Raw genomic sequence first — 22,274 nt, 5'->3', positions numbered from 1 at the left:
GAGGCCTACGGCTCGACGACGGTCTCCTGCGCGGCGGCCGTCTCCCCGGCCATCAGCTCCGCGTCCACCGGCACGTTGCGCTTCACCATCGCCAGCGCGATCGGCCCCAGCTCGTGGTGGCGGCCGGAGGTGGTGATGAAGCCCAGCTGGCGGCCGTCGGCGCCGTCCGACGCGAGCCGGATCGGGGTGCCGTGACCCGGCAGATGGACCTCGCTGCCGTCCAGGTGCAGGAAGACCAGCCGACGCGGCGGCTTCCCCAGGTTGTGGACGCGCGCGACGGTCTCCTGCCCTCGGTAGCAGCCCTTCTGCAGGTGCACCGCGCTGCCGATCCAGCCCAGCTCGTGCGGAATGGTCCGGTGGTCGGTCTCGAAGCCGAGCCGCGGCCGGTGCGACTCGATGCGCAGCGCCTCGTACGCGAGGATCCCGGCCGCCGGGCCGTGACCGGCCGCGAAGGGCTCCAGGTCGGCGCGGGGCAGGAACAGGTCGCGGCCGTGCGGGGTCTCCCGTACGACGACACCCTCCGGCACCTCGGCGATGGAGCCGGCCGGGAGGTGGACGACGGCGACGTCGTCCGTACGGTCGGCGACCTCGACCCGGTAGAAGAACTTCATCGACTCCAGATAGGCGAGGAGCTCGCCCTGAGTGCCGGGCTCGACATGCGCCCAGACGGTCTCGCCGTCGTCGACGAGGTACAGCGCGTGCTCGATGTGACCGTTCGCGGAGAGGATCAGCGCCTCGGTCGCACGGCCGGCCGGCAGCTCGCTGACATGCTGGGTGAGCAGCAGGTGCAACCAGCTCAGCCGGTCGTCCCCGGAGACGGTGACGACACCGCGGTGCGAGAGATCGACGAAACCGTCACCCGCGGCGAGGGCACGCTGCTCGCGGAACAGGTCGCCGTAGTGCGCGGCGACACCTTCGTCACGGCCTTCGGCGGGGACGGCGCCGGGCAGGGACAGCAGAGGGCTCTTCATAGGGGCAAGCCTACGACTGCGTACCGGCGTCCTTGTTCGAACAGTCCCGGCACCGGCCGAAGATCGCGAAGTGCTTCATGTCCGTGTCGAAGCCGAAGGTCTCGCGCAGCTTCCCGGTGAACTCGGCGGCCACGTCCACATCCGCCTCGATGACCTCCGTACAGTCCCGGCAGACCAGGTGGAGGTGGTGGTGCCGGTCGGCGAGGTGGTACGTCGGCGCCCCGTGCCCGAGATGGGCGTGCGACACCAGCCCGAGCTCCTCCAGGAGCTCCAGGGTCCGGTACACGGTGGAGATGTTCACACCGGAGGCCGTCTTGCGGACCTCGCCCAGGATGTCGTCGGGCGTCGCGTGCTCCAGCGTGTCCACTGCCTCCAGGACAAGCTGGCGCTGAGGCGTCAGCCGATAGCCGCGCTGCCGCAGGTCGCTCTTCCAGTCGGTGCTCACCACGCCCCCCAGTGTAGGAGGGCGTGGGCGCACACGGCTGGGTCTCGTGAGCCCTGCTCGAAAGATGGCCTACTTGAAGAAGGCGATGCCGTCGTCCGGCAGGTCGCCGAGGTTGCGCGCCATCTCCGCGACCTCCTCGGGCGTCACGACCTTCTTCAGGTGCGCGGACATGTACGGGCGGAGCGGGACCTCGGGGGTCGCCTTCTCGCCCACCCACATCAGGTCGCCCTTGACGTAGCCGTAGAGCCGCTTGCCACCGCTGTACGCGCCGGCCGCCGCCGTACGGGCCACGGCGTCCGTCACCAGGTCGATCTGCGGCTTCTTGTCGGCGAGCTCGCCGTACCAGATCTCCACGATGCCCTGGTCGCGGACCATGACGGTCTCGACCTTGCGGTCCTTGTCGATCCGCCAGTAGCCGCTCTCGCTCTCCAGCGGGCGGACCTGGTTGCCCTCGTTGTCCAGGACCCACGAGTGCGAGTGGTACTCGATGAAGTCACGGCCGTCGTGGCTGAAGGTCACGGACTGACCGAAGTTGCACTTCTCGGCGCCGGGGAAGTCGGCGACGCCCGCGCCTTCCCACGTTCCGAGGAGGAACGCGAGGGGGACGAGGTCCGGGTTGAGGTCGGACGGGATCTCGATCATGAGCAGCTCTGTCGTTCCGTAGAGGTGATTAGCGCTGGCCCTGGTACAGCTTCTTCACGGCCAGACCGGTGAACGCGAGCACGGCGACGCAGACCAGGGCCAGGAGGACTTCGAAGAAGATGATCACGGGTGCTCCTCGAATGAGCGGTGAAGGCAGAACGGGCCGGACCCCAGCTTAGTCTGCGGGGGACCGGCCCTCTCTGTGAGGTGGGTCAGGCTGCCGGGATCAGCCCAGGAGCTGGTTCTGGAGGGCCACGGTCTGCTGGAACGGGACCGCCAGGGCCTCTCCCTTCCGGGACTGGGTGATCAGCGCCAGGGTGTCGCCGGCCTGGATGTACGCCCAGCGGGTCTGGTCGGCGTTCTGCGGCAGCTCGATGTGGGCGTACAGGACCGTGTACGGGACGCTGATGTCCGTCGGGAAGTCGCCGTCGATCTGGACCCCCTCGATCCCATCGAGGAGCGGGCCGGTGGTCGCTCCGGCCTGCACGGCGTCGTCCTTGAAGGCCTCGGCGAAGGCCACGGAGTTGAACCGCAGCAGATGGATCCGGGTCGTGGTCCCGTCCGGCATGGTCCAGCCCCGGGCCGCGATGTGCCGCAGCGCGGATTCCTTCAGCGGCTCCGACAGCTCGGTCCTGTCGTCCTTCCGGTACTGGGACAGGAACTGGTCCACGCTGACCCAGCCGCCGTTCAGCTTCGGGTCGGGCGTGGCGCCCGCGGGCGCGGGCAGGAGGAGTCTGCGCAGGTCGGCGTGGTGGATCTCGCCGTCGTTGCCGTCGGTGAAGGGCCGCGGCGCGTCGGCCGGGAGCGCGGGGAGGCTGAGCTCCGGGTACGCCCAGCGGCCGTCGCTCTCGGTCGCGAGACCGGGCACGTCGGTGCGCTCCATGGAGGTGATCCCGAGGGCGGTCCCGGTCCCGATCCCGCCGAAGACGAGCACTGCGGCGGTCCAGCGGGCGACGGCCAGGAGGAGCGGCTTACGGGAGGCCTTGACCTTGGGTTCCTCGGCGGGCTGCGCGGGCGCCTCGGCCGGCGCGGGTTCCCCGGCCCGCTCGGCGGATTCCGGCTGCTCAGCGGATTCCGGCTGCTCGGCCGCCTCGGCCGGCCGCACCGGCTCCGCCTGCGCAAGCGGCTCGACCGCCTCGACCGCCTCGGACGGCTCAGGAAGCGTCACGGCCTTGTCCGTCGTCTGCTCGGTCATACGTACTCCCCCGGGGACTTGATGTGGTCCAGCTGCTTCTGCACCAGCTTGGCGACCGCGGACCTGTCGAAGGGCTTGCTGCCGGCGACGGTGACCGTGACCTCGACCTCGGAGTCGTACGCCGTGCAGTGCATCTCCTCCAGCTGCCGGGACTTCTCCGCCTTGGTCAGGTCCTTGTCCTCGGGAACCATGAAACAGGCGGAGTTCTTGTGCCCGCCGATCTTCGGCCCCTTGGGGAACTCGAAGAGCTCGAAGAGGTCCTTGCGGAGTTCGAACATCGCGCGGATCTGCTTCTTGTCCTTCATCTGCGTGATGCGGACGGACACCACGGTCTCGCTGTCCTCCGCGGCGAAGGAACGGACCGCGATGCCCTTGATGCCGACCTTCTCGACCCGCTTCTCGTACTCGCGCCGCTTCTTGCCGGAGAGCCCCTTGCCCTCCTGCTTCATCAGCGCGAGGGCCTCCTTGTCGCTCAGCTCGCCGTCGTTCCCGTACGACTCGATGTCGGGACCGAGCGTGTAGCCCTCGGGCACCGGCAGCAGCAGCTTGCTGAGCGGGGTGGACGCCTTGCCGCGCGCCGCGCTCAGGGCGGCGGGGTCCTTGTCCCACTGCGTCGCCTCGGCCTCCTCCCAGGCGACCGTCGGCGCGCTGCGGTCGGCGGACTCGACGGTGACGGCGGTGTAGGTGACGCCGCCACCGATCGCCCCGAGGACGAGCACGGCCGGCAGGACGACCGTCAGCAGCTTGCGCCCACGGCCGGGCTTCGTCGGCTCGGTCACGGTGTTCAGGTCCTCGCTCACAGGCGCCCCAGCTGCTGCTCGGCGACCGAACTGATGTCCTTCGCGGAGATCTTCTTGGTGTCGGCGATGAAGATCGCGACCATGATGTCGCCGCGGTGGAAGTACGCCCTGGCCTCGTACATGTCGAGGTAGCCGGCCTTCCGTTTCACCGGGAACACGTAGTAGTGCCCGTTGGCGGAGCCCTTGATCGGCTCGCCCTCGGAGCGGGCGTAGTCGTCGTCGGGCATGTACGCCATCTGGTCCTCGGCGTGTTCCTGCGCGCCGAGGGTGTCGGTGGAGCGGTACTGGACCAGCCGGATCTCCGTCACCCGGTACTTGCCCGTCTGCCACGACGTGCTCGCGATGCGCCGGACACCGGCGCTCAGCTGCTCGTTCAGCGCCGGACCCGGCCCCGTGAACTCACGGGCGTACGTGGACACCGGCACCCAGCCGTCGCTGAGGTTCGAGAACTCCGTCTTCTTCGCACCCACCGGGCGCGACAGCAGCAGCTTGCGAAGATCGCCGTCCGTCTTGACCTTGCGGTCCTCGGAGGACGGCAGAGGCGCGGCCCGCTGCCCCTTCGGGAGCGGCTTCGGGTAGGCGAGACCGGGCTGGTTCAGGGCGGGCAGGGCTGTCGGCTCCCGCTCGGCCTGGACGCCGTAGCCCACGGCGGTACCGCCGACGAGGCCGAGAACGGCGGCGACGGCGATGAGGCCGACCGTCCGCCCGGTTCTGCGCCGACGCGGCACGGCGGCGCCTTCTTCTGTGTGTTCCAAGGGGGTCCCCCCACGAGACCTGAAGCGAGGATTCCGTTATCCGCGCACAGGGCTGACACGTGAGAGGTGCATGAGGTTGCAGAGGTCCGCATTACAGTTCGGTGTATGGCGAAGAAGCTCGTGATCAAGGTGACCGCCGGGGCCGACGCCCCCGAACGCTGCTCCCAGGCCTTCACCGTGGCGGCCGTCGCCGTCGCCAGTGGGGTCGAGGTCTCGCTCTGGCTGACGGGCGAGTCGTCGTGGTTCGCGCTCCCGGGCCGCGCGGCGGAGTTCGAACTCCCGCACGCCGCGCCGCTCCCCGACCTCATCGACTCGATCCTGGCGGCGGGGCGGATCACGCTCTGCACGCAGTGCGCGGCCCGCCGCGAGATCACGGAGAAGGACGTCCTGGAGGGCGTCCGCATCGCCGGCGCCCAGGTCTTCGTCCAGGAAGCCATGACGGACGGCACGCAGGCCCTCGTCTACTGAGGCGGGCGGCGGTCAGCGTTCGCGGCGCTTCTTGCCGTCGAGCTCGTCCCACCATTCGTCCGACTGGGGGTCCCCGGACGGGTCGTCCCACCAGCGGTCCTCGGGTCCCCGCCGGTTCGCGATCATCGCGGCGACCGGCGGGATGAGCATGGCGACCACGCACATCCCGATGGCGACAGGCATGGAGAACAGCCGCACGACGGCCCAGGCGCCCACGAAGAGCAGCAGGCAGCCGCCCATCAGCCAGAAGTAGACGTGTCGACGACGCGCGTACATATCTTCAGAGTAAGACCGAAGGGCCGTGCCTCAAGTTCTGGAAAGCGTCCAACCCCCAGGAGGCACGGCCCTTCGGCCGGTTCAGCGGTGCGGTGTCAGACCGCGATGGCGACCTCGGCGAGGCCACCGTGCTGGGCCACGACCTGACGGTCGGCCGTGCCGCCCGGGATCAGGGCGCGGACGGTCCAGGTGCCCTCGGCCGCGTAGAAACGGAACTGGCCGGTGGCGGAGGTCGGGACCTCGGCCGTGAATTCGCCGGTCGAGTCCAGGAGGCGGACGTAACCGGTGACGGGCTCGCCGTCCTTGGTCACGAAGCCCTGGATGGTGGTCTCACCGGGCTTGATCGTCGAGGCGTCGGGGCCGCCGGGCTGCGCTCCACACATGTCTCTGTCCTTAGGTCCGTACGTCCGGGTGGTCTTACTTGTTGGCGCCGAGCTCGATCGGCACGCCGACGAGGGAGCCGTACTCGGTCCACGAGCCGTCGTAGTTCTTGACGTTCTCGACACCGAGCAGCTCGTGCAGCACGAACCAGGTCAGCGCGGAACGCTCACCGATGCGGCAGTAGGCGATGGTGTCCTTCGCCAGGTCGACCTGCTCGTCCTCGTAGAGGGCCTTGAGCTCGTCGTCCGACTTGAAGGTGCCGTCGTCGTTGGCGTTCTTCGACCACGGGATGTTGCGGGCGCTCGGCACGTGGCCGGGGCGCTGCGACTGCTCCTGCGGGAGGTGGGCCGGGGCGAGCAGCTTGCCGGAGAACTCGTCGGGCGAACGCACGTCGACGAGGTTCTGGGCGCCGATCGCGGACACGACGTCGTCGCGGAAGGCGCGGATGGAGGTGTCCTGGGCCTTGGCCTTGTACTCGGTGGCCGGGCGGGTCGGGACCTCGGCGACGAGGTCGCGGGAGTCGAGCTCCCACTTCTTGCGGCCGCCGTCGAGGAGCTTCACGTCCTGGTGGCCGTAGAGCTTGAAGTACCAGTAGGCGTAGGAGGCGAACCAGTTGTTGTTGCCGCCGTAGAGGACGACCGTGGTGTCGTTCGCGATGCCCTTGGCCGAGAGGAGCTTCTCGAAGCCCTCCTGGTCGATGAAGTCGCGGCGGACCGGGTCCTGCAGGTCCTTGGTCCAGTCGATCCGGATCGCGTTGCGGATGTGGTTCTTCTCGTACGCGGAGGTGTCCTCGTCGACCTCGACGACGGCCACCTGCGGGTTGTCGAGGTTCGCCTCGACCCAGTCGGCGTCTACCAGGACGTCGCTGCGGCTCATGCTGTTCTCCTCCGGGGCAGTGTTCGGCGGTGTGGTGCGGGTGCTGCGGTGTCGCGCGGGGGGTTGCGGGTACGCGTCAGCGCCACGTACGGGCTACACGGGGGTGGCCCCGACCGGGGGTCGGAAGGGCCTGAGGAATACGGGACTCGGGGGCCCGCTCAGACGGAGCGACAGAGCATGGCGGCGATGCGGCACAGGTCTACTGCCCGCCGCTTCGTGAGATCCGCCTGTCGCTTCATGCCCACGATCGTAGGGACGGACAGGCGGCCGTGTCACCGGTGTGTCGTATTTTGAGACGCGATCGTCCGAGATGCGAGACGAGATCGCGGAGAAACCGGGCGCCGCCGGGGTCGGGGGCGGGGCCGGGAGGGGATTTTTCTACGAGTCGGACGGTGCCGTCTCACCATGTGGCCGGGGTGCTGTCCAGATGGGCAGCCCCGGCCCCGGGGCGCGGCCCCGCCGCCCCCGATCGCCGCCGCGTGGCCCGCCGCGAGCCCGGTCGCCGTCGCGTGGCCCCGCCGCGAGCCCGGTCGCCCGCAGGCGCCGCGCGCGGTCTCAGCCCGCCAGGACCACGTCCGTGCCCGTCACGCCGATCGCCACGCCGTCCTCGCGCGCCTCGACCTTCTCCAGCTTCATGCCCTGAGGCAGCCCGCCGATCTCGCGGTCGAAGTCGGTGCGCTTGCGGATCAGGGACTCCAGGCCCGGGATGCCCTCGCCCGGGACCTCGTCGGCGCGGACGCGGATCGTGTCGCCGTCGACCAGGGTCACCGAGGAGACGACGCTGCGGGTGACCGTGCGGCCCAGGATCTCGACCCCGCCGGTGACCTTCACCTTGCCGTCGCCGCCGTAGGCGATCTGCACGTCACGGTCGGAGGCCGCCATCAGGTCGGCGTACGAGATCAGGGCCGTACCGCTCGCGGTGCGCGCGCGGGCGCCCTCGAAGTCGCCCTCGACCGTCACGTCGTGGAGCGCGGCGGTCATCTCGCTGATCCGGACCTTCCGGCCGCCGGCCGTGGCCTCGACGCCGGTCAGCGTCACGTCGACCTCGTCGAACCGCTTGTCCATGGCCTGGGTCAGGAACGGGAAGCCCTTGATGTCGACCTCCGTCGAGCCGGCCCGCGCGGGGCCGAGCCGCACGCGGTCGGCGGCCTCGGACTCGGCGTAGGAGACCGCGAGACGGTCCACTCCCACGAAGATCCCGCCGAGCACGACGGCCACGATCAGCAATACCCGCAGTGCCCGCATGAGCTGCCAGCCCCCCACAAACTTGTCCGGCCCCCGACAGCAAGATCGACGCGTCGCGGGGCCGGATGGTTCCCCCGGGTCAGGCGAGCGCGCGTCCCAGCAGGTAGACGGCGGGGGCGGCGGCGGTCAGCGGGAGGGCGACACCGGCGGTCATGTGCACGAACCGCGAGGGGTAGTCGTAGCTCGCGACGCGCAGGCCGATGAGCGCGCAGACTCCGGCGGCGAGGCCGAGCAGAGCCCCGGAGTTCCCCAGGTCGGTGAACCCGCCGGCCGCGATCCCGGCGCCCGCGGCGGCCAGCAGCGCCACGACGACGGAGGCCGGGCCGGGCAGCGGGAGGGCGCGGGCGACGGTGGCGGCGGCGACGGCGAGGCCGCCGACGACCACGGCGTCGGGCGCGGCGCCGAGGTGTCCGGTGGCGACGATCGTCAGCGCGGCCGAGGCGACGGTGGCCATCAGGCCGTACATGCGCTCGTCGGGGTCGGCGTGGCTGCGGAGCTGGAGGACGAGGGTGAGGAGCACCCAGACGCCGAGGGTGCCGATGATCGCGGCGGGCGCGTTCTCGCGGCCGGCGGCGAGCAGGGCGACGTCGGCGGCCAGGCCGCCGGCGAAGGCGAGGGCGATGCCCTGGCGGGCCGGCCACATGCCGTTGAGCCGGAACCAGCCGGCGGCGGTGACGGCCTGGAGCAGGACGAGCGGGACGAGCAGTCCGTACGAGCCGAGTGCGGCGCCGCCGGCGAGCAGGACGCCGAGGACGGCGGTGAGGGCGGCGGGCTGGATCCCGGGCGCGATGATCGGCGACCGGCCCTCGGCCCTGGCGCGCTGGGCGTCGGTGAGGCGGGTGTGGCCGGAGGTGGTGGGCGCGGAGTACACGGCCGTCGGTTCGCCCTGGACGGCGGGGGCGGCCGGCGTCTCGTCCGGCAGCGGGTGGGCCGCGGTCGCGGGCTGCGGGGGCAGGTAGGCGGTGTCGTACGCCGTCGGCTGCTGTACGGGCTGGACCACCGGCTGGTACTGCGTGTCCCAGGTCTGGCCCTGCCACGTCTGCGTGACCTGCGGGTCCTGGTACCCGTACTGCTGCTCCCCGCCGTACTGCCGCCCGCCCGCGTACGGGTCGTGGCCCTGGTCGTACGGCTGCTGCTGATCGCTGCTCATGCTGTGCGGTTCACCCTCCTGCGAACGGCGGGAGCACCTCGACCGTGCCGCCCTCGGCAAGGCGTACGGTCTCATGCGCGCGGGTCCCGACGGGGTCACCGTCGATGAGGAACGAACACCTCTGGAGTACGCGGACCAGCTCACCCGGGTGCTTCGCACGGGCGGCGTCCAGTGCCTCGGCCAGGTTCTCGGCGGTGTACGGCTCCTCGGCGACACCGGCGGCGGCCTTGGCCGCGGCCCAGTAGCGGATCGTTCCCGCTGCCATAGCGGCGCTCCCTTCGTTCGTGTGCGCGCCGGTGTCCATGATGGGCTATCGGCGGGTGAGCCAGTCCCCCAGACGGTGCAGCAGCTCCTCGCCGGCGGCGTTCTCTGCGTGGCCCATGCCGCGCTCCAGCCACAGCTCGCACGCGCCCGCCTCCGCCAGCATCCGCGGGTGGTCGACGGGGAAGTACGGGTCGCGGTCGCCGTGCACGATCAGCAGCGGGGTCGGCGCGATCAGCGGGACGGCCTCCACGGGCGAGAGCGGTACGGGGTCCCAGTCCTGGTGGTGGATCCGCGTCCGGAGCCCGTAGCGGCCGACGAGGCGGCCCACGGGGCGGGTGATCACCCAGTGGACGCGGCGCATCGAGGGCGTCCCCCGGTAGTACCAGCGGGCAGGGGCGCTGACGGCCGCGACCGCGTCGGTGTGGCCGCCGGTGTCGCGGTCCAGGGCCGCGTGGCGCAGGACGATCGAGCCGCCCATGGAGAAGCCGACGGTCGCCACGCGCGCGTGGCCGAGTTCCCGGGCCCAGTGCACGGCCGCGGAGAGGTCGAGGACCTCGCGGTCGCCGACGGTGGAGAGACCACCCGAACGGCCGTGCCCGCGGAAGGAGAATGTGACGACGGCCGCGTGCTCGGCGAGCGCCTCGGCGGCGCGGCGGACGGCGGGCCGGTCGGCCGACCCGGTGAACCCGTGGGCCAGGACGACGGCCGTGTCGGTGACACCCCGCGTACACGGTTCGTAAACAGCCTCGATACGGACACCGTCGGCGGTGAGCAAAGTGGCACGCTGGGGACGGGACGTGATCGAGGAGACATCCACGATGTGAAATCGGCCCTCTGCGTCGGAACTCATGTGGGCTATTCTGCTTGCCAGAGGATCCGGGCAACGCAGCCCCCGGGTCCTTTTGCGTTTTCCGACCGTTGTTACGGACGGATGAACAAAAGCTCTCAGGGCGCGAGAGTCAGTAGTGAGCAAGTGCCGCAGTAGTCCTCGCAGGGACCGAGGAGGAACCGACGTCATGGACGATCGAACCGAGCACGACCGACCGAAGACCCAGTCGACGACCCGGGCAGGTGTGGTGCGATGAGTTCACTGCTGCTCCTGACCAACGCACTCCAGCCGTCGACCGAGGTGCTCCCCGCGCTCGGCCTGCTGCTGCACAACGTGCGGGTGGCCCCCGCCGAGGGCCCCGCGCTCGTGGACACCCCCGGCGCGGACGTCATCCTCGTCGACGGCCGTCGTGACCTCCCGCAGGTGCGCAGCCTCTGTCAGCTGCTCCGCTCGACGGGGCCCGGCTGCCCGCTGATCCTCGTCGTCACGGAGGGCGGTCTGGCGGCCGTCACCGCCGACTGGGGCATCGACGACGTGCTGCTCGACACCGCGGGTCCGGCCGAGGTCGAGGCGCGGCTGCGGCTGGCCATGGGGCGGCAGCAGATCGTGGCCGACGACTCCCCGATGGAGATCCGCAACGGCGATCTCTCGGTGGACGAGGCGACGTACAGCGCCAAGCTGAAGGGCCGGGTCCTGGACCTGACCTTCAAGGAGTTCGAGCTGCTCAAGTACCTCGCGCAGCACCCGGGCCGGGTCTTCACGCGCGCCCAGCTCCTCCAGGAGGTCTGGGGGTACGACTACTTCGGTGGCACCCGTACGGTCGACGTCCACGTACGGCGACTTCGCGCCAAGCTCGGCCCCGAGCACGAGTCGCTGATCGGCACCGTCCGTAACGTCGGCTACCGCTTCGTCACGCCTGAGAAGGTGGAGCGGGCGGCCGAGGAGGCGCGGGCGAAGGAAGAGGCCCGGGTCAAGGGCGCCGCGCGTGAGGTCACCCCATCGGAGGACAGGAACGTGGCGGAAGCCACAGTGCGACCTGCCGGTAGGTAGGTCACCCCGCGTAGACTGCCGCGCGTGGCCAAGGTGACGCGGGATGACGTAGCGCGACTGGCGGGTACTTCGACCGCGGTCGTGAGTTACGTCATCAACAACGGACCCCGGCCGGTTGCCCCGGCCACGCGCGAGCGTGTACTCGCCGCCATCAAGGAGCTGGGCTACCGCCCCGACCGGGTGGCGCAGGCGATGGCGTCGCGGCGCACGGACCTCATAGGCATGATCGTCCCGGACGCGCGCCAGCCGTTCTTCGGCGAGATGGCGCACGCGGTCGAGCAGGCCGCCGCCGAGCGCGGCAAGATGGTCCTCGTCGGCAATTCGGACTATCGCGACGAGCGCGAGGTCCACTACCTCCGCGCGTTCCTCGGGATGCGGGTCTCCGGTCTGATCCTGGTCAGCCAGGGCATGAGCGAGCGGGCCGCGAGCGAGATCGAGGCCTGGGACGCGCGCGTGGTGCTGCTGCACGAGCGGCCCGAGGCGCTGGACGACGTGGCCGTCGTCACGGACGACATCGGCGGAGCGCAGCTCGCCACCCGCCACCTTCTGGAGCACGGGCACCCGTATGTGGCGTGTCTCGGCGGTGTCCCGAACACCCCGGCGGTCGGCGACCCGGTCGCAGACCACGAGGAGGGCTGGCGGCGGGCCATGCTGGAGGCCGGTCACTCCATCGAGGGACGGCTCTTCCAGGCCCCGTACAACCGCTACGACGCCTACCAGGTCGCGCTGAAGCTGCTCTCCGGACCGGACCGGCCGCCGGCGATCTTCTGCTCGACCGACGACCAGGCCTTCGGTGTGCTGCGGGCGGCCCGCGAGCTGCGGATCGACGTGCCGACGGAGCTGGCGGTGGCGGGCTTCGACGACGTGAAGGAAGCGGCGCTGACGGATCCGCCGCTGACGACGATCTCCTCGGACCGGCCGGCGATGGCCCGGGCGGCGGTGGACCTCGTCCTGGACGACTCGCTGCGGGTGGTGGGGTCGAAGCGCGAGCGGGTGAAGCAGTTCCCGTCGGCGCTGGTGATCCGCCGCTCCTGCGGCTGCCACGGCTGACAGACGCCCGCACGGAGCTCCGGAGCGCCTTCGACCCCCAGGCGCCTTTATATCGGGCATACAGGCTTCTGTCGGGCTTCTCAGGCCGTCCTCAGGGAGCTCTCATGTACGGCTCCGAGAGTCTCTCCCATGACGGACCACCAGCAGCCCCAGCAGCCGTACCACCCGCCGCAGCCCCCGAGGCCGCCGTACGACCCGCCGCAGCCCGTCACCACGGAGCCGGGTACGACGATCTGGCCGTCCTGGGGCCACGTACCGCCGACGGTCACTCCCCCGGCCCCGCCCGCGCCCGCCGCGGCCGCGCCCCTTCCGCACCGGCGCGCCAAGCGCGGCGTCGGTCTCCTCGCCGCCGTGGCGATCGCCGCGGCGGCAGTCGGCGGCGGCACCGCGACCCTGGTGCAGCAGCTGACCGCGGACGACGCCCCGACCGCCTCAGGCGTCAGCGGGACGAACGTCTCCGCGAGCAGCAAGGGCACGGTCGCCGGGGTGGCCCAGGCCGTCTCGCCGTCGATCGTGGAGATCTCCGCGTCCTCGTCCTCCGGCAAGTCCACCGGCTCCGGCGTGATCATCACCGGCGACGGCGAGATCGTCACCAACAACCACGTGATCTCCGGCGCATCCTCGATCAGCGTGCAGCTGTCGAACGGCAGGACGTACGAGGCGAAGGTCGTCGGGACCGACCCGGACAAGGACCTCGCGCTGATCAAGCTGGAGGGCGCGTCCGGGCTGAAGACGGCCACGCTCGGGAACTCCGACGACGTGAGGGTCGGCGACGAGGTCGTGGCGATCGGCTCCCCCGAGGGCCTGACCGGCACGGTCACCAGCGGCATCGTCTCCGCGCTCGACCGCGATGTGACGGTGGCCAAGGACGACGGCCAGGACCAGCAGCGGCAGCAGCAGTACGACCCGCGGCAGGGCTGGCCCTTCGAGTTCGGCGGGCAGGAGTTCAACGGCGACACCGGCTCGTCGAAGACGACGTACAAGGCGATCCAGACGGACGCCTCGCTCAATCCGGGGAATTCCGGTGGCGCGCTGATCAATATGAACGGCGAGATCATCGGGATCAATTCGGCGATGTACTCGCCGAGTTCTTCGAACGGTTCTTCGGCCGGCAGTGTCGGTCTCGGATTCGCCATCCCGGTGAACACGCTCAAGGCCGACCTGGACGAGCTCCGGGACGGCGGCACGAACTGAACGCGTGCGAGGCTGGCCCCATGACTGGCCCGGTGAATGAAGGCGACCGCATCCTCATCGTCGACGACGAGCCCGCCGTACGGGAGGCGCTGCGGCGCAGTCTCGCCTTCGAGGGGTACGGGACCGAGGAGGCCGTCGACGGGGTCGACGCGCTCGCCCGGATGGAGTCGTACGCCCCCGATCTCGTCGTGCTCGACGTGCAGATGCCCCGGATGGACGGGCTGACGGCGGCGCGCCGGATCCGGGCGTCCGGCTCGACCGTGCCGATCCTGATGCTGACGGCGCGGGACACGGTCGGCGACCGGGTGACGGGGCTCGACGCGGGCGCCGACGACTATCTGGTGAAGCCCTTCGAGCTGGACGAGCTGTTCGCCCGGATCCGGGCGCTGCTGCGGCGCAGCTCGTACGCGAGCGCCGCCGAGACGGCGCCCGAGGGCGATGTCCTGAGCTTCGGGGATCTGCGGATGGACCTGGCGACCCGCGAGGTGACGCGGGCCGGCCGGGCGGTGGAGCTCACGCGGACGGAGTTCACGCTCCTGGAGATGTTCCTGGCGCATCCGCGCCAGGTGCTGACGCGCGAGCAGATCCTCAAGGCGGTCTGGGGCTTCGACTTCGAGCCGAGTTCGAACTCGCTCGACGTGTACGTGATGTATCTGCGGCGGAAGACGGAGGCGGGCGGCGAGCCGCGCCTCGTGCACACGGTGCGGGGCGTGGGGTACGTCCTGCGCGGTGGAGGTCCCGAGTGAGCGGTCCCGTGGTGTGGTTCCGGTCGCGGCCGCTGCGCTCCCGGCTCGCGCTGCTGACGGCGACGGCGGTCGCGGTGGCGGTCGCGGCGGTGTCGCTGGCGTGCTGGTTCGTGACACGGGCCCAACTGGAGGCGGAGCTCGACTCCTCGCTGCGCAGCAGCCGGCTCGACGCCGGTTCGGTGCAGGCGCTGCTCGCGACGTGCCGGGAGCAGAGCGAGGCGCCGGTGCCGACGGCCGGTACGTACACGGTGCAGATCATCCTGACGAACGGGACGGTCTGCACCTCCGGGGCGTCCCCGGTGCCGGCGCAGGCGAGCGACCTGGCGGTGGCGCGCGGGCAGTTGCCGTTCACGCTGCACACGACGAAGGCCGACGACGGCACCGAGATGCGGGTCTACACCTACTCGGTGCAGCAGGGCCCGGTCGGGCTCGGGGTGTCGGTGGCCCGTCCGCTGTCCGAGATCGACAACTCGATGGGCACGCTCGGCTGGGTGCTGCTCCTGGTCTCCGGGATCGGTGTCGTCGGCGCGGGCGCGGCGGGTCTCTGGGTGGCGCGGACCGGGCTCGAACCGGTCGACCGGCTGACGGGCGCGGTGGAGCACGTGGCGGCGACGGAGGACCTGACGGTACGGATCCCGGTCGAGGGCGAGGACGAGATCGCGCGTCTCTCGCGCTCCTTCAACGCGATGACGGCGGCGCTCGCGGTCTCCCGGGACCGGCAGGCGCAGCTCATCGCGGACGCGGGCCATGAGCTGCGGACGCCGCTGACCTCGCTGCGTACCAACATCGAGCTGCTCGCCCGCAGCGAGGAGACGGGCCGTGCGCTGCCGCCCGACGACCGGCGGGCGCTGATGGCGTCGGTGAAGGCGCAGATGACGGAGCTGGCGGCGCTGATCGGCGACCTCCAGGAACTGGCGCGCCCGGACGCGGCGGAGCCGGGCCCGCTGGAGGTCGTACCGCTGCACACGATCCTGCGGTCGGCGCTGGACCGGGCGCGGCTGCGAGGTCCCGAGCTGACCTTCGTCACGGATCTGGCGCCCTGGTACGTCCGGGCGGAGCCGGCGGGTCTCGAGCGCGCGCTGGTGAACGTCCTGGACAACGCGGTGAAGTTCTCGCCCGCGCGCGGGACGGTCGAGGTGACCCTGATGCGGGGCGAGCTGACCGTCCGCGACCACGGCCCGGGCATCGCGCCGGAGGAACTCCCCCATGTCTTCGACCGCTTCTGGCGCTCCCCCTCGGCCCGCAGCCTGCCCGGCTCGGGCCTGGGTCTGTCGATCGTGGCCCGCACGGTCCACCAGGCGGGCGGCACGGTGACCCTGACGGCGGCGGAGGGCGGCGGCACGACGGCGACCCTGCGTCTGCCGGGCGCGCCGACGCCCCCGCCGTCAGTTGTGGCGGAGGAGGGATTCGACCAGGCCTGAGCGGGTGTTCGGGTAGTCCATGGCGACGATGCCGAGGCCCTTCCAGGTGTTCGCCGTGGTGTCCAGGAAGCCGTGGACGCGGGGGTTGAGGTTGTCGGAGTTCCAGCGGGGCGGCAGGGACGCGGACGTGCTGACGAAGTTGATGTACAGCTTGCCGGGCTGTTCGACGGCCTTGCGGAAGTGGGCCTCGATCTTGGGGTACTTCGCGTTCGGCAGGGCGTTCCAGTCGTCCTGGATCGCGATGGCACCGCCGTCCCACCACTTGAGGCCGGGCAGGCCGCCGTTGTCGGCGATGAGGACGACCTTGCCGCGGGCCTCGCCGAGGGCGGGGAGCGTGTCGCCGATGCGGAACAGCGAACGCCAGCCGCGGTTGTCGAGGTAGTCGTCGAAGATCGCGCGGAACGTGGCGTCGGAGTCCGAGGAGTACTCCTGCTTGACGCGCATCAGGACGGTCTCGGAGGGGTGGGCGGCCAGGAAGTCGCGGCAGGCGATGAGGACGTCGCCGAACATCATGTTCTGGAACGAGGGGCCGTGGTGGATGGCGAAGGAGCCGCCGGTGACCCGGCAGCGGATGTCGAAGAACCTGATTCCGGAGGCGAGCTGCTGCGCGAGGGTGGTGTTCTGGCACTCGGACCAGAGGCCGCCGAAGCGGGCGCCAGAGTCGTGGGTGCCGGGGATGGTGAGCTTCTGGAGCGGGGTGGGGTCGCCGTGGCCGGCCATCCAGTCCTGGAGCCCGAGGGCTCCTCGGGTGCGCGCCGGGGCGGGCGCGGCTCCGATGAGGACGGTGGCGCCGGCTGCCGCGGCTCCCGCGAGAAAGCGTCGTCGGTCCATGCGCGGAGTATGACGCGTACACGACAATCTGCGCCAGACTCCGGTGCACGCGAAAGGGGCGGCGGACCGTCGCAACGGTCCGCCGCCCCCTGGGCGTCGCTGTCGCGGTGCTACTTCACGACCGTGATCCGGCCCGTCGCCGGCGGGACCAGCGGCGCGCTCGCGGAGGAGTGGGCCGTCAGGTAGGCGGTGAACATGTCCAGGTCGGACGCGCCGACCAGCTTGTTCTTGTGCTCCTTCAGGACGGCGAAGCCGTCACCGCCCCCGGCCAGGAACTCGTTCATCGCGACCCGGTAGGTCTTCGACGGGTCGATCGCCTCGCCGTTGAGCTTCACCGAGGACGTCACGATCCGGTCGGCGCCGGTCTTCGTCATGTCCAGGGTGTACGTGAAGCCCTTCGAGACCTGGAGGATCTTCGGGGCCGCCTGGTTCGGGCCGCTCACCTGCTGCTGGAGCGTGGTGATCAGCTGGGCGCCGGTCAGGTCGACCGCCGTCATCATGTTGGTGAACGGCTGGACCGTGTACGCCTCGCCGTAGGTCACCACGCCGTCGCCCTCGGCGCCGGACGCCTTGTGGACCAGCGGCGCGCGGACACCGCCCGGGTTCATCAGGGCCAGCTGCGCGCCGCCCTTGTCGGCCGGGGCCATGCCCTCGAGCTGCGCGTCGGCGATCAGGTTGCCCAGCGGCTTCTCGGGCGCGTCGAAGGGGTTGTCGACGTCACCGGAGATGTAGCCGACCGGACGGCTCGCGATCGGCGCGGCGAGCGTCTTCCAGCGGTCGATCAGCCGGGTCATGTCCTCGGCCTTCGCCACGTCACGGGTGACGACGTGGTTCGCGGAGGAGACGGCGGTCCGGACGATGTCCTTGGACCGGCGGTCGTAGGTCAGCGTCGTGTCGGTGTACAGCTTGCCGAAGGAGGCCGCCGAGGTGACCGTGCGCGGCTTGCCGGACGGGTCCGGGATGGTGCACGCGTACGCCTGGTGGGTGTGGCCCGTGACCAGCGCGTCGACCTGCGGGCTGACCTTCTTCGCGATGTCCACGATCGGGCCCGAGATGCCGTCGCCGGGGCCGGGGCTGTCGCAGTTGTAGTTGTACGAACCCGAGGCCGGCGCACCGCCCTCGTGCAGCAGGGCGACGATGGACTTGACGCCCTTGCGCTCCAGGACCTTGGTGTACTTGTTGATCGCCTCGATCTCGTCGCCGAACTTCAGGCCCTTGATGCCCTCGGCCGAGACGATGTCGGCGGTGCCCTCCAGGGTGACGCCGATGAAGCCGACCTTGACGCCGTTGCGCTCCCAGATGACGTACGGGTCGAGGATCGGACGGCCGGTCTTCTCGTCCGTCACGTTGGCCGCGAGGTAGGGGAAGCGCGCCCCCTTGAACTCCTTGCCCTCTTCGAAACAGCCGGCGGTCGGGTGACAGCCACCGTTCTGGATACGGGCGAGCTCGCGCGCGCCCTCGTCGAACTCGTGGTTGCCGACGGAGCTGACGTCGAGCTTCAGCCGGTTCAGCGCCTCGATGGTCGGCTCGTCGTGGAAGAGCCCGGAGACCAGCGGGGAGGCACCGATCATGTCGCCGGCGGCGGCGGTGACGGAGTACGGGTTGCCCTTGCGGGCCTCGCGCAGGTGCGTCGCCAGGTACTCGACGCCACCGGCGTCGATGGTCCTGGTCGTGCCGTCCTCGTTGGTGTGGGTGACCCGGCCGGCCGAGCCCGTGGGCGGCTCCAGGTTCCCGTGCAGGTCGTTGAAGGAGAGGAGCTGCACGTCGACGTAGCGCCCGTAGCCGTAGCCACGGTCGTCCTGCCCGCCCTTCGTCCCCGAGGCGCCCGCGGGCAGCGCGGCAACGAGGGCGCCGACGGTGGCGAGCCCCGCACCGACGGCGAGTATCCGCCCCGCCGTCCTCTTCTTCTTCGGTGTCGCTGCCATCTCTCCCCTTGTCCCCGCGCCCCTGCGAGCGGCGCCTGTCGACTGCTGACGTACCGGGCGCAGCCTAGAGTCAACGCGCGTAGCGCAACAGGGGGTACCGGGTTACAACTAGGTTGATTCCGTAGGCTCGGGGCATGACTCCTGACGCGGCACCGGCCCTCGAACCCGGCCGGCAGATCCACACTCTCGACGAGCTCTCCCCCGAGCAGGTGACCGACGTCCTCGACCTGCTGGAGGCGACCGACCGCGCCGACGGCGTCCACGCCGTGTCCGAGCAGGGGCGGCTGTATCTGCGGCACGGCCGGCGCGAGGGGGTGCGGCACTTCCTGCTCACCGTCGGCACGCAGCTCTACGGCTACGCGCAGCTGGAGGACACCGACCCGGTCGAGGCCCCGGCCGCCGAGCTCGTCGTCCACCCCTCGCACCGCGGCCGCGGCCACGGGCGGGCGCTCGGGACGGCGCTGCTCGCCGCCTCGGGCAAGCGGCTGCGGGTCTGGGCGCACGGCGGGAAGTCCGCGGCCCGGCATCTGGCCCAGGTGCTCGGCCTGACCCTGTTCCGCGAACTGCGCCAGCTGCGCCGCCCCTTGGTGCCGCTCGACATCCCCGAGCCGGCGCTGCCCGAGGGAGTCACGGTCCGCACCTTCGTCCCCGGCCAGGACGACACGGCCTGGCTCGCGGTCAACGCGGCGGCCTTCGCCCACCACCCCGAACAGGGCTCGCTCGCCCAGCGCGACCTCGACGACCGGTTCGCCGAGCCGTGGTTCGACCCCAAGGGCTTCTTCCTCGCGGAGAAGGAGGGCAGGCTGGTCGGCTTCCACTGGACGAAGACCCACGCCGAGGAGCAGCTCGGCGAGGTGTACGTGGTGGGGATCCTGCCGGAGGCGCAGGGCACCGGTCTCGGCAAGGCGCTCACCGCGATCGGGCTGCGGCACCTGGCGGCGCAGGGGCTGCCGACGGCGATGCTGTACGTGGACGCGGACAACACGGCGGCGGTGACGGTGTACGAGCGGCTGGGCTTCGTCACGCACGAGGTGGACCTGATGTACCGCACGGAATCCTGAGCACGGTCGCGTACGGCTGACCAGAGGCTGAACACACCTGGAAGAAGGGGGCGGTTGACACCGCCCCCTCTCTTGCACCACCCTTTCACTACTTGATTAGTGAAAGGGTGGTGAGAGGGAACGTGCTCGAGTACCGCATCGACCGGCGCAGCGGCGTCGCCACCTACGTCCAGATCGTCCAGCAGACCAAACAGGCCCTGCGCATGGGCGTTCTGGAACCGGGCGACCGGTTGCCCACCGCGCGCGAGGTCGTGGAGGCGACGGCCATCAATCCGAACACGGTCCTCAAGGCCTACCGCGAACTGGAACGCGAAGGGCTCGTCGAGGCCCGCCGCGGCCTCGGCACCTTCGTCCGCGCGACGCTCGGGACCGGGCCGGCGGACTCGCCCCTGCGGGGCGAACTCGCCGACTGGGCGCGCCGTGCGCGGGAGGAAGGCCTGGAGCGCGAGGACGTGGCCGCGCTCTTCACATCCGTACTGAAGGAATTCTTCGAGGGGGACGCATGACCAGCGGAACGGTCCTGAGCACCGAGGGCCTGGGCAAACAGTACGGAGGACGGGGGCTCGGACCGGGACGGGGACCCGGCCGGGCAGGCGGCTGGGCGCTGCGGGAGTGCACCTTCGCGCTCCCCGCCGGCCGCGTCTGCGCGCTCGTCGGCCCCAACGGCGCCGGCAAGTCGACCCTCCTCGCCCTCGCGGCCGGACTGCTCCGGCCCACCGAGGGCTCGGTCCGGGCACCCGCGCGCGAACACCTCGCGTACGTCGCCCAGGAGAAGCCGCTCTACCCGCAGCTCACCGTCGCCGAGACGCTGCGGATGGGCCGCGAGCTCAACCCGGACCGCTGGGACCGGGCCGTGGCCGAGCGGGTCACCGGCGGGCTCGACCCCGCCGCCCGCGTCCGCAGTCTCTCCGGCGGCCAGCGCACCCGTGTCGCCCTCGCCCTGGCCCTCGGCAAGCGGCCCGAACTGCTGCTCCTCGACGAGCCGATGGCCGACCTCGACCCGCTGGCCCGCCGGCAGCTCATGGGCATCCTGATGGCGGACGCCGCCGAACGCGGCACGACGGTCGTCATGTCCTCGCACATCCTCACCGAGCTGGAGGGCGCCTGCGACCACCTGATCCTCGTCGACGGCGGCCGCGTCCGCCTCGACGGCGCGATCGACGAACTCCTCGCCGCGCACGCCGTGCTCCGCGGCCCGGTCGCGGACCTCGCCCCGCACACCGTCGTCGAGTCCCGCACGACGGGCCGCCACCTCACGGCCCTGATCCGCCGTGAGGGCCGGGTCGAAGGCCCCTGGCAGACCACCACCCCGTCCCTGGAGGACCTCGTCCTCGCCCACCTCCGCGCCGAAGGAGCCTCCGCATGAGCACCCTCTCGCTGAAGGGTCCGCACTGGGTGACGGTCCGCCAGCACCGTCGCACGCTCCTGTTCGCGGGTGCGGGGGTGGTCCTGGCCCTCGCCCTCATCGCCGGACTGCGGCTCTGGGACGCCCTGACCCCGGACAGATACATGGAGGACGGGTACGCGGTCCCCGCCGACGACAACCGGGGGTACAGCCTCCTGCGCCTGGCCATGGAGTACACCGACAGCGGCATGGTCCTCCTCCCCGCCCTCGTCGGGGCCTTCGTCGCGGGTCCGCTGATCGCCCGCGAGCTGGAGAGCGGCACGTACCGGCTCGCGCTCACCCAGTCCGTCACCCCCGTGCGGTGGTTCCGCGCGAAGCTCGTGACCGCGGCAGTAGCGGCGCTCGCGGTCACCCTCGCCCTCATGGCGATCTACCGGATCGGTTGGGGCCGGGTCTCGAACACCTACCAGCTGCACTGGGCGGACCGCGGTCCGTACGAGGCGACCGGAACCGTCCTCGTCGCGTACGTCCTGCTGGCCGTCGCCGTAGGCGCGCTCCTCGGGCAGCTGATCCGCCGCACGGTGGTCGCGATGGCCGCGACCGGTCTGGTCACCGGTCTGATCCCGGCCGCACTCGGCGCCCTGCGCTGGGACTTCCTGCCGGTACGGACCATCACGGGCCCGCCGGTGGTCGACGGCACCATGCTGATGATGCCCGAGGACGGCCTGATCATGGAACAGGGCCTGCTGGACTCCACGGGCGCGCGGGTGCCCGGCTGGTTCTGCGATCCCGAGACGGTCCCGACCTCCATGTGCCGCGTCGACGTGACCGTCACCGCCGAGTACCTCGACTACCACCCCGAGTCCCACTTCTGGCCCACCCAGCTCATCGAGACCGGCATCGTCGTCGCCCTCGCCGCCCTCACGCTCCTCGTCGCGTTCCGGGTTCTGCGCAGGCGCCACCCGTCGTCACCCACAGCGGACTGACGCGGCGGACGAGCCCGGACGGAGAGACGACGGAGCCGCCCGAACGGAGACCTGTGCGAACTCTCTCGGCCAAGGGACGTGATTGAGCCACCCCGTGGGGCCGCCGACGACGGCGGCCCCACTGCCTCATTGTCTTGGTTGATGGCGAGTTGCCTCGGCGAACGTGCCGCCTTGCCGGTGGCACGTTCGCCAGTGCGCCGCCTATCACCGATATTCGGTGGGATGCAACCACGGCCGAGTGTCAGCTTTTGGCAGTGCGTCAGGCGAACTAGCGTGCTTCACATCCGCGGTCGCATCCTGCTTCGCGCATGTGCGCCGTCCACGGGTACACGGGGGAAGGATCTGCGTCATGCAGTGGTGCACCACGA

Annotated in this window: 25 protein-coding genes; 10 read left to right on the top strand and 15 right to left on the bottom strand. The window is 70.9% G+C overall.

Annotated elements, in window-relative coordinates; all coding sequences use genetic code 11:
* Positions 1-5: 5 nt before the first annotated feature.
* From ygfZ to ACZ3OF_RS34350, 6 genes are all read right to left on the bottom strand, one after another.
* On the bottom strand, positions 6-971 hold the full coding sequence (gene ygfZ, locus ACZ3OF_RS34375; protein ID WP_361676423.1) for a CAF17-like 4Fe-4S cluster assembly/insertion protein YgfZ: 966 nt from the start codon (positions 969-971) through the stop codon (positions 6-8).
* Positions 972-981: 10 nt separating this feature from the next.
* Positions 982-1,419 carry a Fur family transcriptional regulator gene (locus ACZ3OF_RS34370; RefSeq protein ID WP_361676420.1) on the bottom strand — a complete coding sequence of 146 codons (438 nt, stop codon included), beginning with the start codon at positions 1,417-1,419 and terminating at the stop codon, positions 982-984.
* A 66-nt stretch (positions 1,420-1,485) separates the two neighbouring features.
* Positions 1,486-2,058, bottom strand: coding sequence for a heme-binding beta-barrel domain-containing protein (locus ACZ3OF_RS34365; RefSeq protein ID WP_361436856.1), 573 nt, complete (start codon positions 2,056-2,058; stop codon positions 1,486-1,488).
* 226 nt (positions 2,059-2,284) lie between these two features.
* The gene (locus ACZ3OF_RS34360; RefSeq protein ID WP_361676417.1) at positions 2,285-3,253 is read right to left on the bottom strand and encodes a hypothetical protein; all 969 of its coding nucleotides are present in this window, start codon (positions 3,251-3,253) and stop codon (positions 2,285-2,287) included.
* Positions 3,250-4,032: a hypothetical protein gene (locus tag ACZ3OF_RS34355; RefSeq protein WP_361676414.1), complete on the bottom strand. Its 783-nt coding sequence runs from the start codon at positions 4,030-4,032 to the stop codon at positions 3,250-3,252. The genes ACZ3OF_RS34360 and ACZ3OF_RS34355 overlap by 4 nt, the downstream gene beginning before the upstream one ends.
* 17 nt (positions 4,033-4,049) lie before the next feature.
* Positions 4,050-4,808: a hypothetical protein gene (locus ACZ3OF_RS34350; protein WP_467308749.1), complete on the bottom strand. Its 759-nt coding sequence runs from the start codon at positions 4,806-4,808 to the stop codon at positions 4,050-4,052.
* Between the two features lie 105 nt (positions 4,809-4,913).
* Between ACZ3OF_RS34350 and ACZ3OF_RS34345 the strand changes: the two genes are divergently transcribed.
* Positions 4,914-5,276: a DsrE family protein gene (locus ACZ3OF_RS34345; RefSeq protein WP_137994334.1), complete on the top strand. Its 363-nt coding sequence runs from the start codon at positions 4,914-4,916 to the stop codon at positions 5,274-5,276.
* Between the two features lie 12 nt (positions 5,277-5,288).
* On the opposite strand, the gene ACZ3OF_RS34340 is transcribed toward ACZ3OF_RS34345, so the two are convergent.
* The 7 genes from ACZ3OF_RS34340 to ACZ3OF_RS34310 form a co-directional block, all read right to left on the bottom strand.
* Positions 5,289-5,552: a DUF3099 domain-containing protein gene (locus tag ACZ3OF_RS34340; protein WP_361676408.1), complete on the bottom strand. Its 264-nt coding sequence runs from the start codon at positions 5,550-5,552 to the stop codon at positions 5,289-5,291.
* A gap of 95 nt (positions 5,553-5,647) precedes the next feature.
* On the bottom strand, positions 5,648-5,935 hold the full coding sequence (locus ACZ3OF_RS34335; protein ID WP_361676405.1) for a DUF1416 domain-containing protein: 288 nt from the start codon (positions 5,933-5,935) through the stop codon (positions 5,648-5,650).
* Positions 5,936-5,969: 34 nt separating this feature from the next.
* On the bottom strand, positions 5,970-6,809 hold the full coding sequence (locus ACZ3OF_RS34330; RefSeq protein ID WP_361436838.1) for a sulfurtransferase: 840 nt from the start codon (positions 6,807-6,809) through the stop codon (positions 5,970-5,972).
* Between the two features lie 555 nt (positions 6,810-7,364).
* On the bottom strand, positions 7,365-8,054 hold the full coding sequence (locus ACZ3OF_RS34325; protein WP_361676402.1) for an LmeA family phospholipid-binding protein: 690 nt from the start codon (positions 8,052-8,054) through the stop codon (positions 7,365-7,367).
* Between the two features lie 79 nt (positions 8,055-8,133).
* A complete protein-coding gene (locus ACZ3OF_RS34320) occupies positions 8,134-9,204 on the bottom strand; it encodes a hypothetical protein (protein WP_467308743.1) in 1,071 nt (356 codons plus the stop codon).
* A gap of 10 nt (positions 9,205-9,214) precedes the next feature.
* Entirely contained in the window at positions 9,215-9,469 is a 255-nt protein-coding gene (locus tag ACZ3OF_RS34315) for a MoaD/ThiS family protein (protein WP_315896192.1), read from the bottom strand.
* 45 nt (positions 9,470-9,514) lie between these two features.
* A complete protein-coding gene (locus tag ACZ3OF_RS34310; RefSeq protein WP_467308740.1) occupies positions 9,515-10,318 on the bottom strand; it encodes an alpha/beta hydrolase in 804 nt (267 codons plus the stop codon).
* Positions 10,319-10,549: 231 nt separating this feature from the next.
* Between ACZ3OF_RS34310 and ACZ3OF_RS34305 the strand changes: the two genes are divergently transcribed.
* The 5 genes from ACZ3OF_RS34305 (at position 10,550) to ACZ3OF_RS34285 (ending at position 15,758) form a co-directional block, all read left to right on the top strand.
* Complete coding sequence (locus ACZ3OF_RS34305) at positions 10,550-11,347, top strand: response regulator transcription factor (protein ID WP_361676393.1); 798 nt, start codon at positions 10,550-10,552, stop codon at positions 11,345-11,347.
* 24 nt (positions 11,348-11,371) lie between these two features.
* Positions 11,372-12,397: a LacI family DNA-binding transcriptional regulator gene (locus ACZ3OF_RS34300; RefSeq protein ID WP_361676390.1), complete on the top strand. Its 1,026-nt coding sequence runs from the start codon at positions 11,372-11,374 to the stop codon at positions 12,395-12,397.
* 129 nt (positions 12,398-12,526) lie between these two features.
* Complete coding sequence (locus ACZ3OF_RS34295; RefSeq protein WP_361676387.1) at positions 12,527-13,591, top strand: S1C family serine protease; 1,065 nt, start codon at positions 12,527-12,529, stop codon at positions 13,589-13,591.
* 20 nt (positions 13,592-13,611) lie between these two features.
* On the top strand, positions 13,612-14,337 hold the full coding sequence (locus tag ACZ3OF_RS34290) for a response regulator transcription factor (RefSeq protein WP_361676384.1): 726 nt from the start codon (positions 13,612-13,614) through the stop codon (positions 14,335-14,337).
* Positions 14,334-15,758, top strand: a complete 1,425-nt coding sequence (locus ACZ3OF_RS34285; protein WP_361676381.1) for a sensor histidine kinase — start codon at positions 14,334-14,336, stop codon at positions 15,756-15,758. The genes ACZ3OF_RS34290 and ACZ3OF_RS34285 overlap by 4 nt, the downstream gene beginning before the upstream one ends.
* On the opposite strand, the gene ACZ3OF_RS34280 is transcribed toward ACZ3OF_RS34285, so the two are convergent.
* Entirely contained in the window at positions 15,723-16,589 is an 867-nt protein-coding gene (locus ACZ3OF_RS34280) for a phosphatidylinositol-specific phospholipase C (RefSeq protein ID WP_361676378.1), read from the bottom strand. The genes ACZ3OF_RS34285 and ACZ3OF_RS34280 overlap by 36 nt on opposite strands.
* Positions 16,590-16,699: 110 nt before the next feature.
* Positions 16,700-18,514, bottom strand: coding sequence for a bifunctional metallophosphatase/5'-nucleotidase (locus tag ACZ3OF_RS34275; RefSeq protein ID WP_467308735.1), 1,815 nt, complete (start codon positions 18,512-18,514; stop codon positions 16,700-16,702).
* A 134-nt stretch (positions 18,515-18,648) separates the two neighbouring features.
* On the opposite strand from ACZ3OF_RS34275, the gene mshD reads away from it, so the two are divergent.
* The 4 genes from mshD to ACZ3OF_RS34255 all read left to right on the top strand — a co-directional run bounded on the left by mshD (position 18,649) and on the right by ACZ3OF_RS34255 (position 21,906).
* Entirely contained in the window at positions 18,649-19,575 is a 927-nt protein-coding gene (mshD, locus tag ACZ3OF_RS34270; RefSeq protein WP_361676371.1) for a mycothiol synthase, read from the top strand.
* A 122-nt stretch (positions 19,576-19,697) separates the two neighbouring features.
* The gene (locus ACZ3OF_RS34265; protein WP_352191354.1) at positions 19,698-20,081 is read left to right on the top strand and encodes a GntR family transcriptional regulator; all 384 of its coding nucleotides are present in this window, start codon (positions 19,698-19,700) and stop codon (positions 20,079-20,081) included.
* Complete coding sequence (locus ACZ3OF_RS34260) at positions 20,078-20,941, top strand: ABC transporter ATP-binding protein (protein ID WP_361676368.1); 864 nt, start codon at positions 20,078-20,080, stop codon at positions 20,939-20,941. Before ACZ3OF_RS34265 ends, ACZ3OF_RS34260 begins: the two co-directional genes overlap by 4 nt.
* A complete protein-coding gene (locus tag ACZ3OF_RS34255; RefSeq protein WP_361676365.1) occupies positions 20,938-21,906 on the top strand; it encodes an ABC transporter permease in 969 nt (322 codons plus the stop codon). Before ACZ3OF_RS34260 ends, ACZ3OF_RS34255 begins: the two co-directional genes overlap by 4 nt.
* Positions 21,907-22,274: the final 368 nt, after the last annotated feature.

The sequence above is a fragment of the Streptomyces sp. NPDC022552 genome, assembly GCF_055561875.1.
This window is presented reverse-complemented; position numbering and strand designations above follow the sequence as displayed.

What these genes read in the sequence shown, in the direction of transcription:
- ACZ3OF_RS34360 (WP_361676417.1), bottom strand. Translation starts at nt 3,253, where the DNA reads ATGACCGAGCAGACGACGGACAAGGCCGTGACGCTTCCTGAGCCGTCC.
- ACZ3OF_RS34330 (WP_361436838.1), bottom strand. Translation starts at nt 6,809, where the DNA reads ATGAGCCGCAGCGACGTCCTGGTAGACGCCGACTGGGTCGAGGCGAAC.
- ACZ3OF_RS34320 (WP_467308743.1), bottom strand. Translation starts at nt 9,204, where the DNA reads ATGAGCAGCGATCAGCAGCAGCCGTACGACCAGGGCCACGACCCGTAC.
- ACZ3OF_RS34295 (WP_361676387.1), top strand. Translation starts at nt 12,527, where the DNA reads ATGACGGACCACCAGCAGCCCCAGCAGCCGTACCACCCGCCGCAGCCC.
- ACZ3OF_RS34310 (WP_467308740.1), bottom strand. Translation starts at nt 10,318, where the DNA reads ATGAGTTCCGACGCAGAGGGCCGATTTCACATCGTGGATGTCTCCTCG.
- ACZ3OF_RS34305 (WP_361676393.1), top strand. Translation starts at nt 10,550, where the DNA reads ATGAGTTCACTGCTGCTCCTGACCAACGCACTCCAGCCGTCGACCGAG.
- ACZ3OF_RS34290 (WP_361676384.1), top strand. Translation starts at nt 13,612, where the DNA reads ATGACTGGCCCGGTGAATGAAGGCGACCGCATCCTCATCGTCGACGAC.
- ygfZ (WP_361676423.1), bottom strand. Translation starts at nt 971, where the DNA reads ATGAAGAGCCCTCTGCTGTCCCTGCCCGGCGCCGTCCCCGCCGAAGGC.
- ACZ3OF_RS34260 (WP_361676368.1), top strand. Translation starts at nt 20,078, where the DNA reads ATGACCAGCGGAACGGTCCTGAGCACCGAGGGCCTGGGCAAACAGTAC.
- ACZ3OF_RS34335 (WP_361676405.1), bottom strand. Translation starts at nt 5,935, where the DNA reads ATGTGTGGAGCGCAGCCCGGCGGCCCCGACGCCTCGACGATCAAGCCC.
- ACZ3OF_RS34340 (WP_361676408.1), bottom strand. Translation starts at nt 5,552, where the DNA reads ATGTACGCGCGTCGTCGACACGTCTACTTCTGGCTGATGGGCGGCTGC.
- ACZ3OF_RS34325 (WP_361676402.1), bottom strand. Translation starts at nt 8,054, where the DNA reads ATGCGGGCACTGCGGGTATTGCTGATCGTGGCCGTCGTGCTCGGCGGG.
- ACZ3OF_RS34255 (WP_361676365.1), top strand. Translation starts at nt 20,938, where the DNA reads ATGAGCACCCTCTCGCTGAAGGGTCCGCACTGGGTGACGGTCCGCCAG.
- ACZ3OF_RS34345 (WP_137994334.1), top strand. Translation starts at nt 4,914, where the DNA reads ATGGCGAAGAAGCTCGTGATCAAGGTGACCGCCGGGGCCGACGCCCCC.
- mshD (WP_361676371.1), top strand. Translation starts at nt 18,649, where the DNA reads ATGACTCCTGACGCGGCACCGGCCCTCGAACCCGGCCGGCAGATCCAC.
- ACZ3OF_RS34365 (WP_361436856.1), bottom strand. Translation starts at nt 2,058, where the DNA reads ATGATCGAGATCCCGTCCGACCTCAACCCGGACCTCGTCCCCCTCGCG.
- ACZ3OF_RS34280 (WP_361676378.1), bottom strand. Translation starts at nt 16,589, where the DNA reads ATGGACCGACGACGCTTTCTCGCGGGAGCCGCGGCAGCCGGCGCCACC.
- ACZ3OF_RS34275 (WP_467308735.1), bottom strand. Translation starts at nt 18,514, where the DNA reads ATGGCAGCGACACCGAAGAAGAAGAGGACGGCGGGGCGGATACTCGCC.
- ACZ3OF_RS34315 (WP_315896192.1), bottom strand. Translation starts at nt 9,469, where the DNA reads ATGGCAGCGGGAACGATCCGCTACTGGGCCGCGGCCAAGGCCGCCGCC.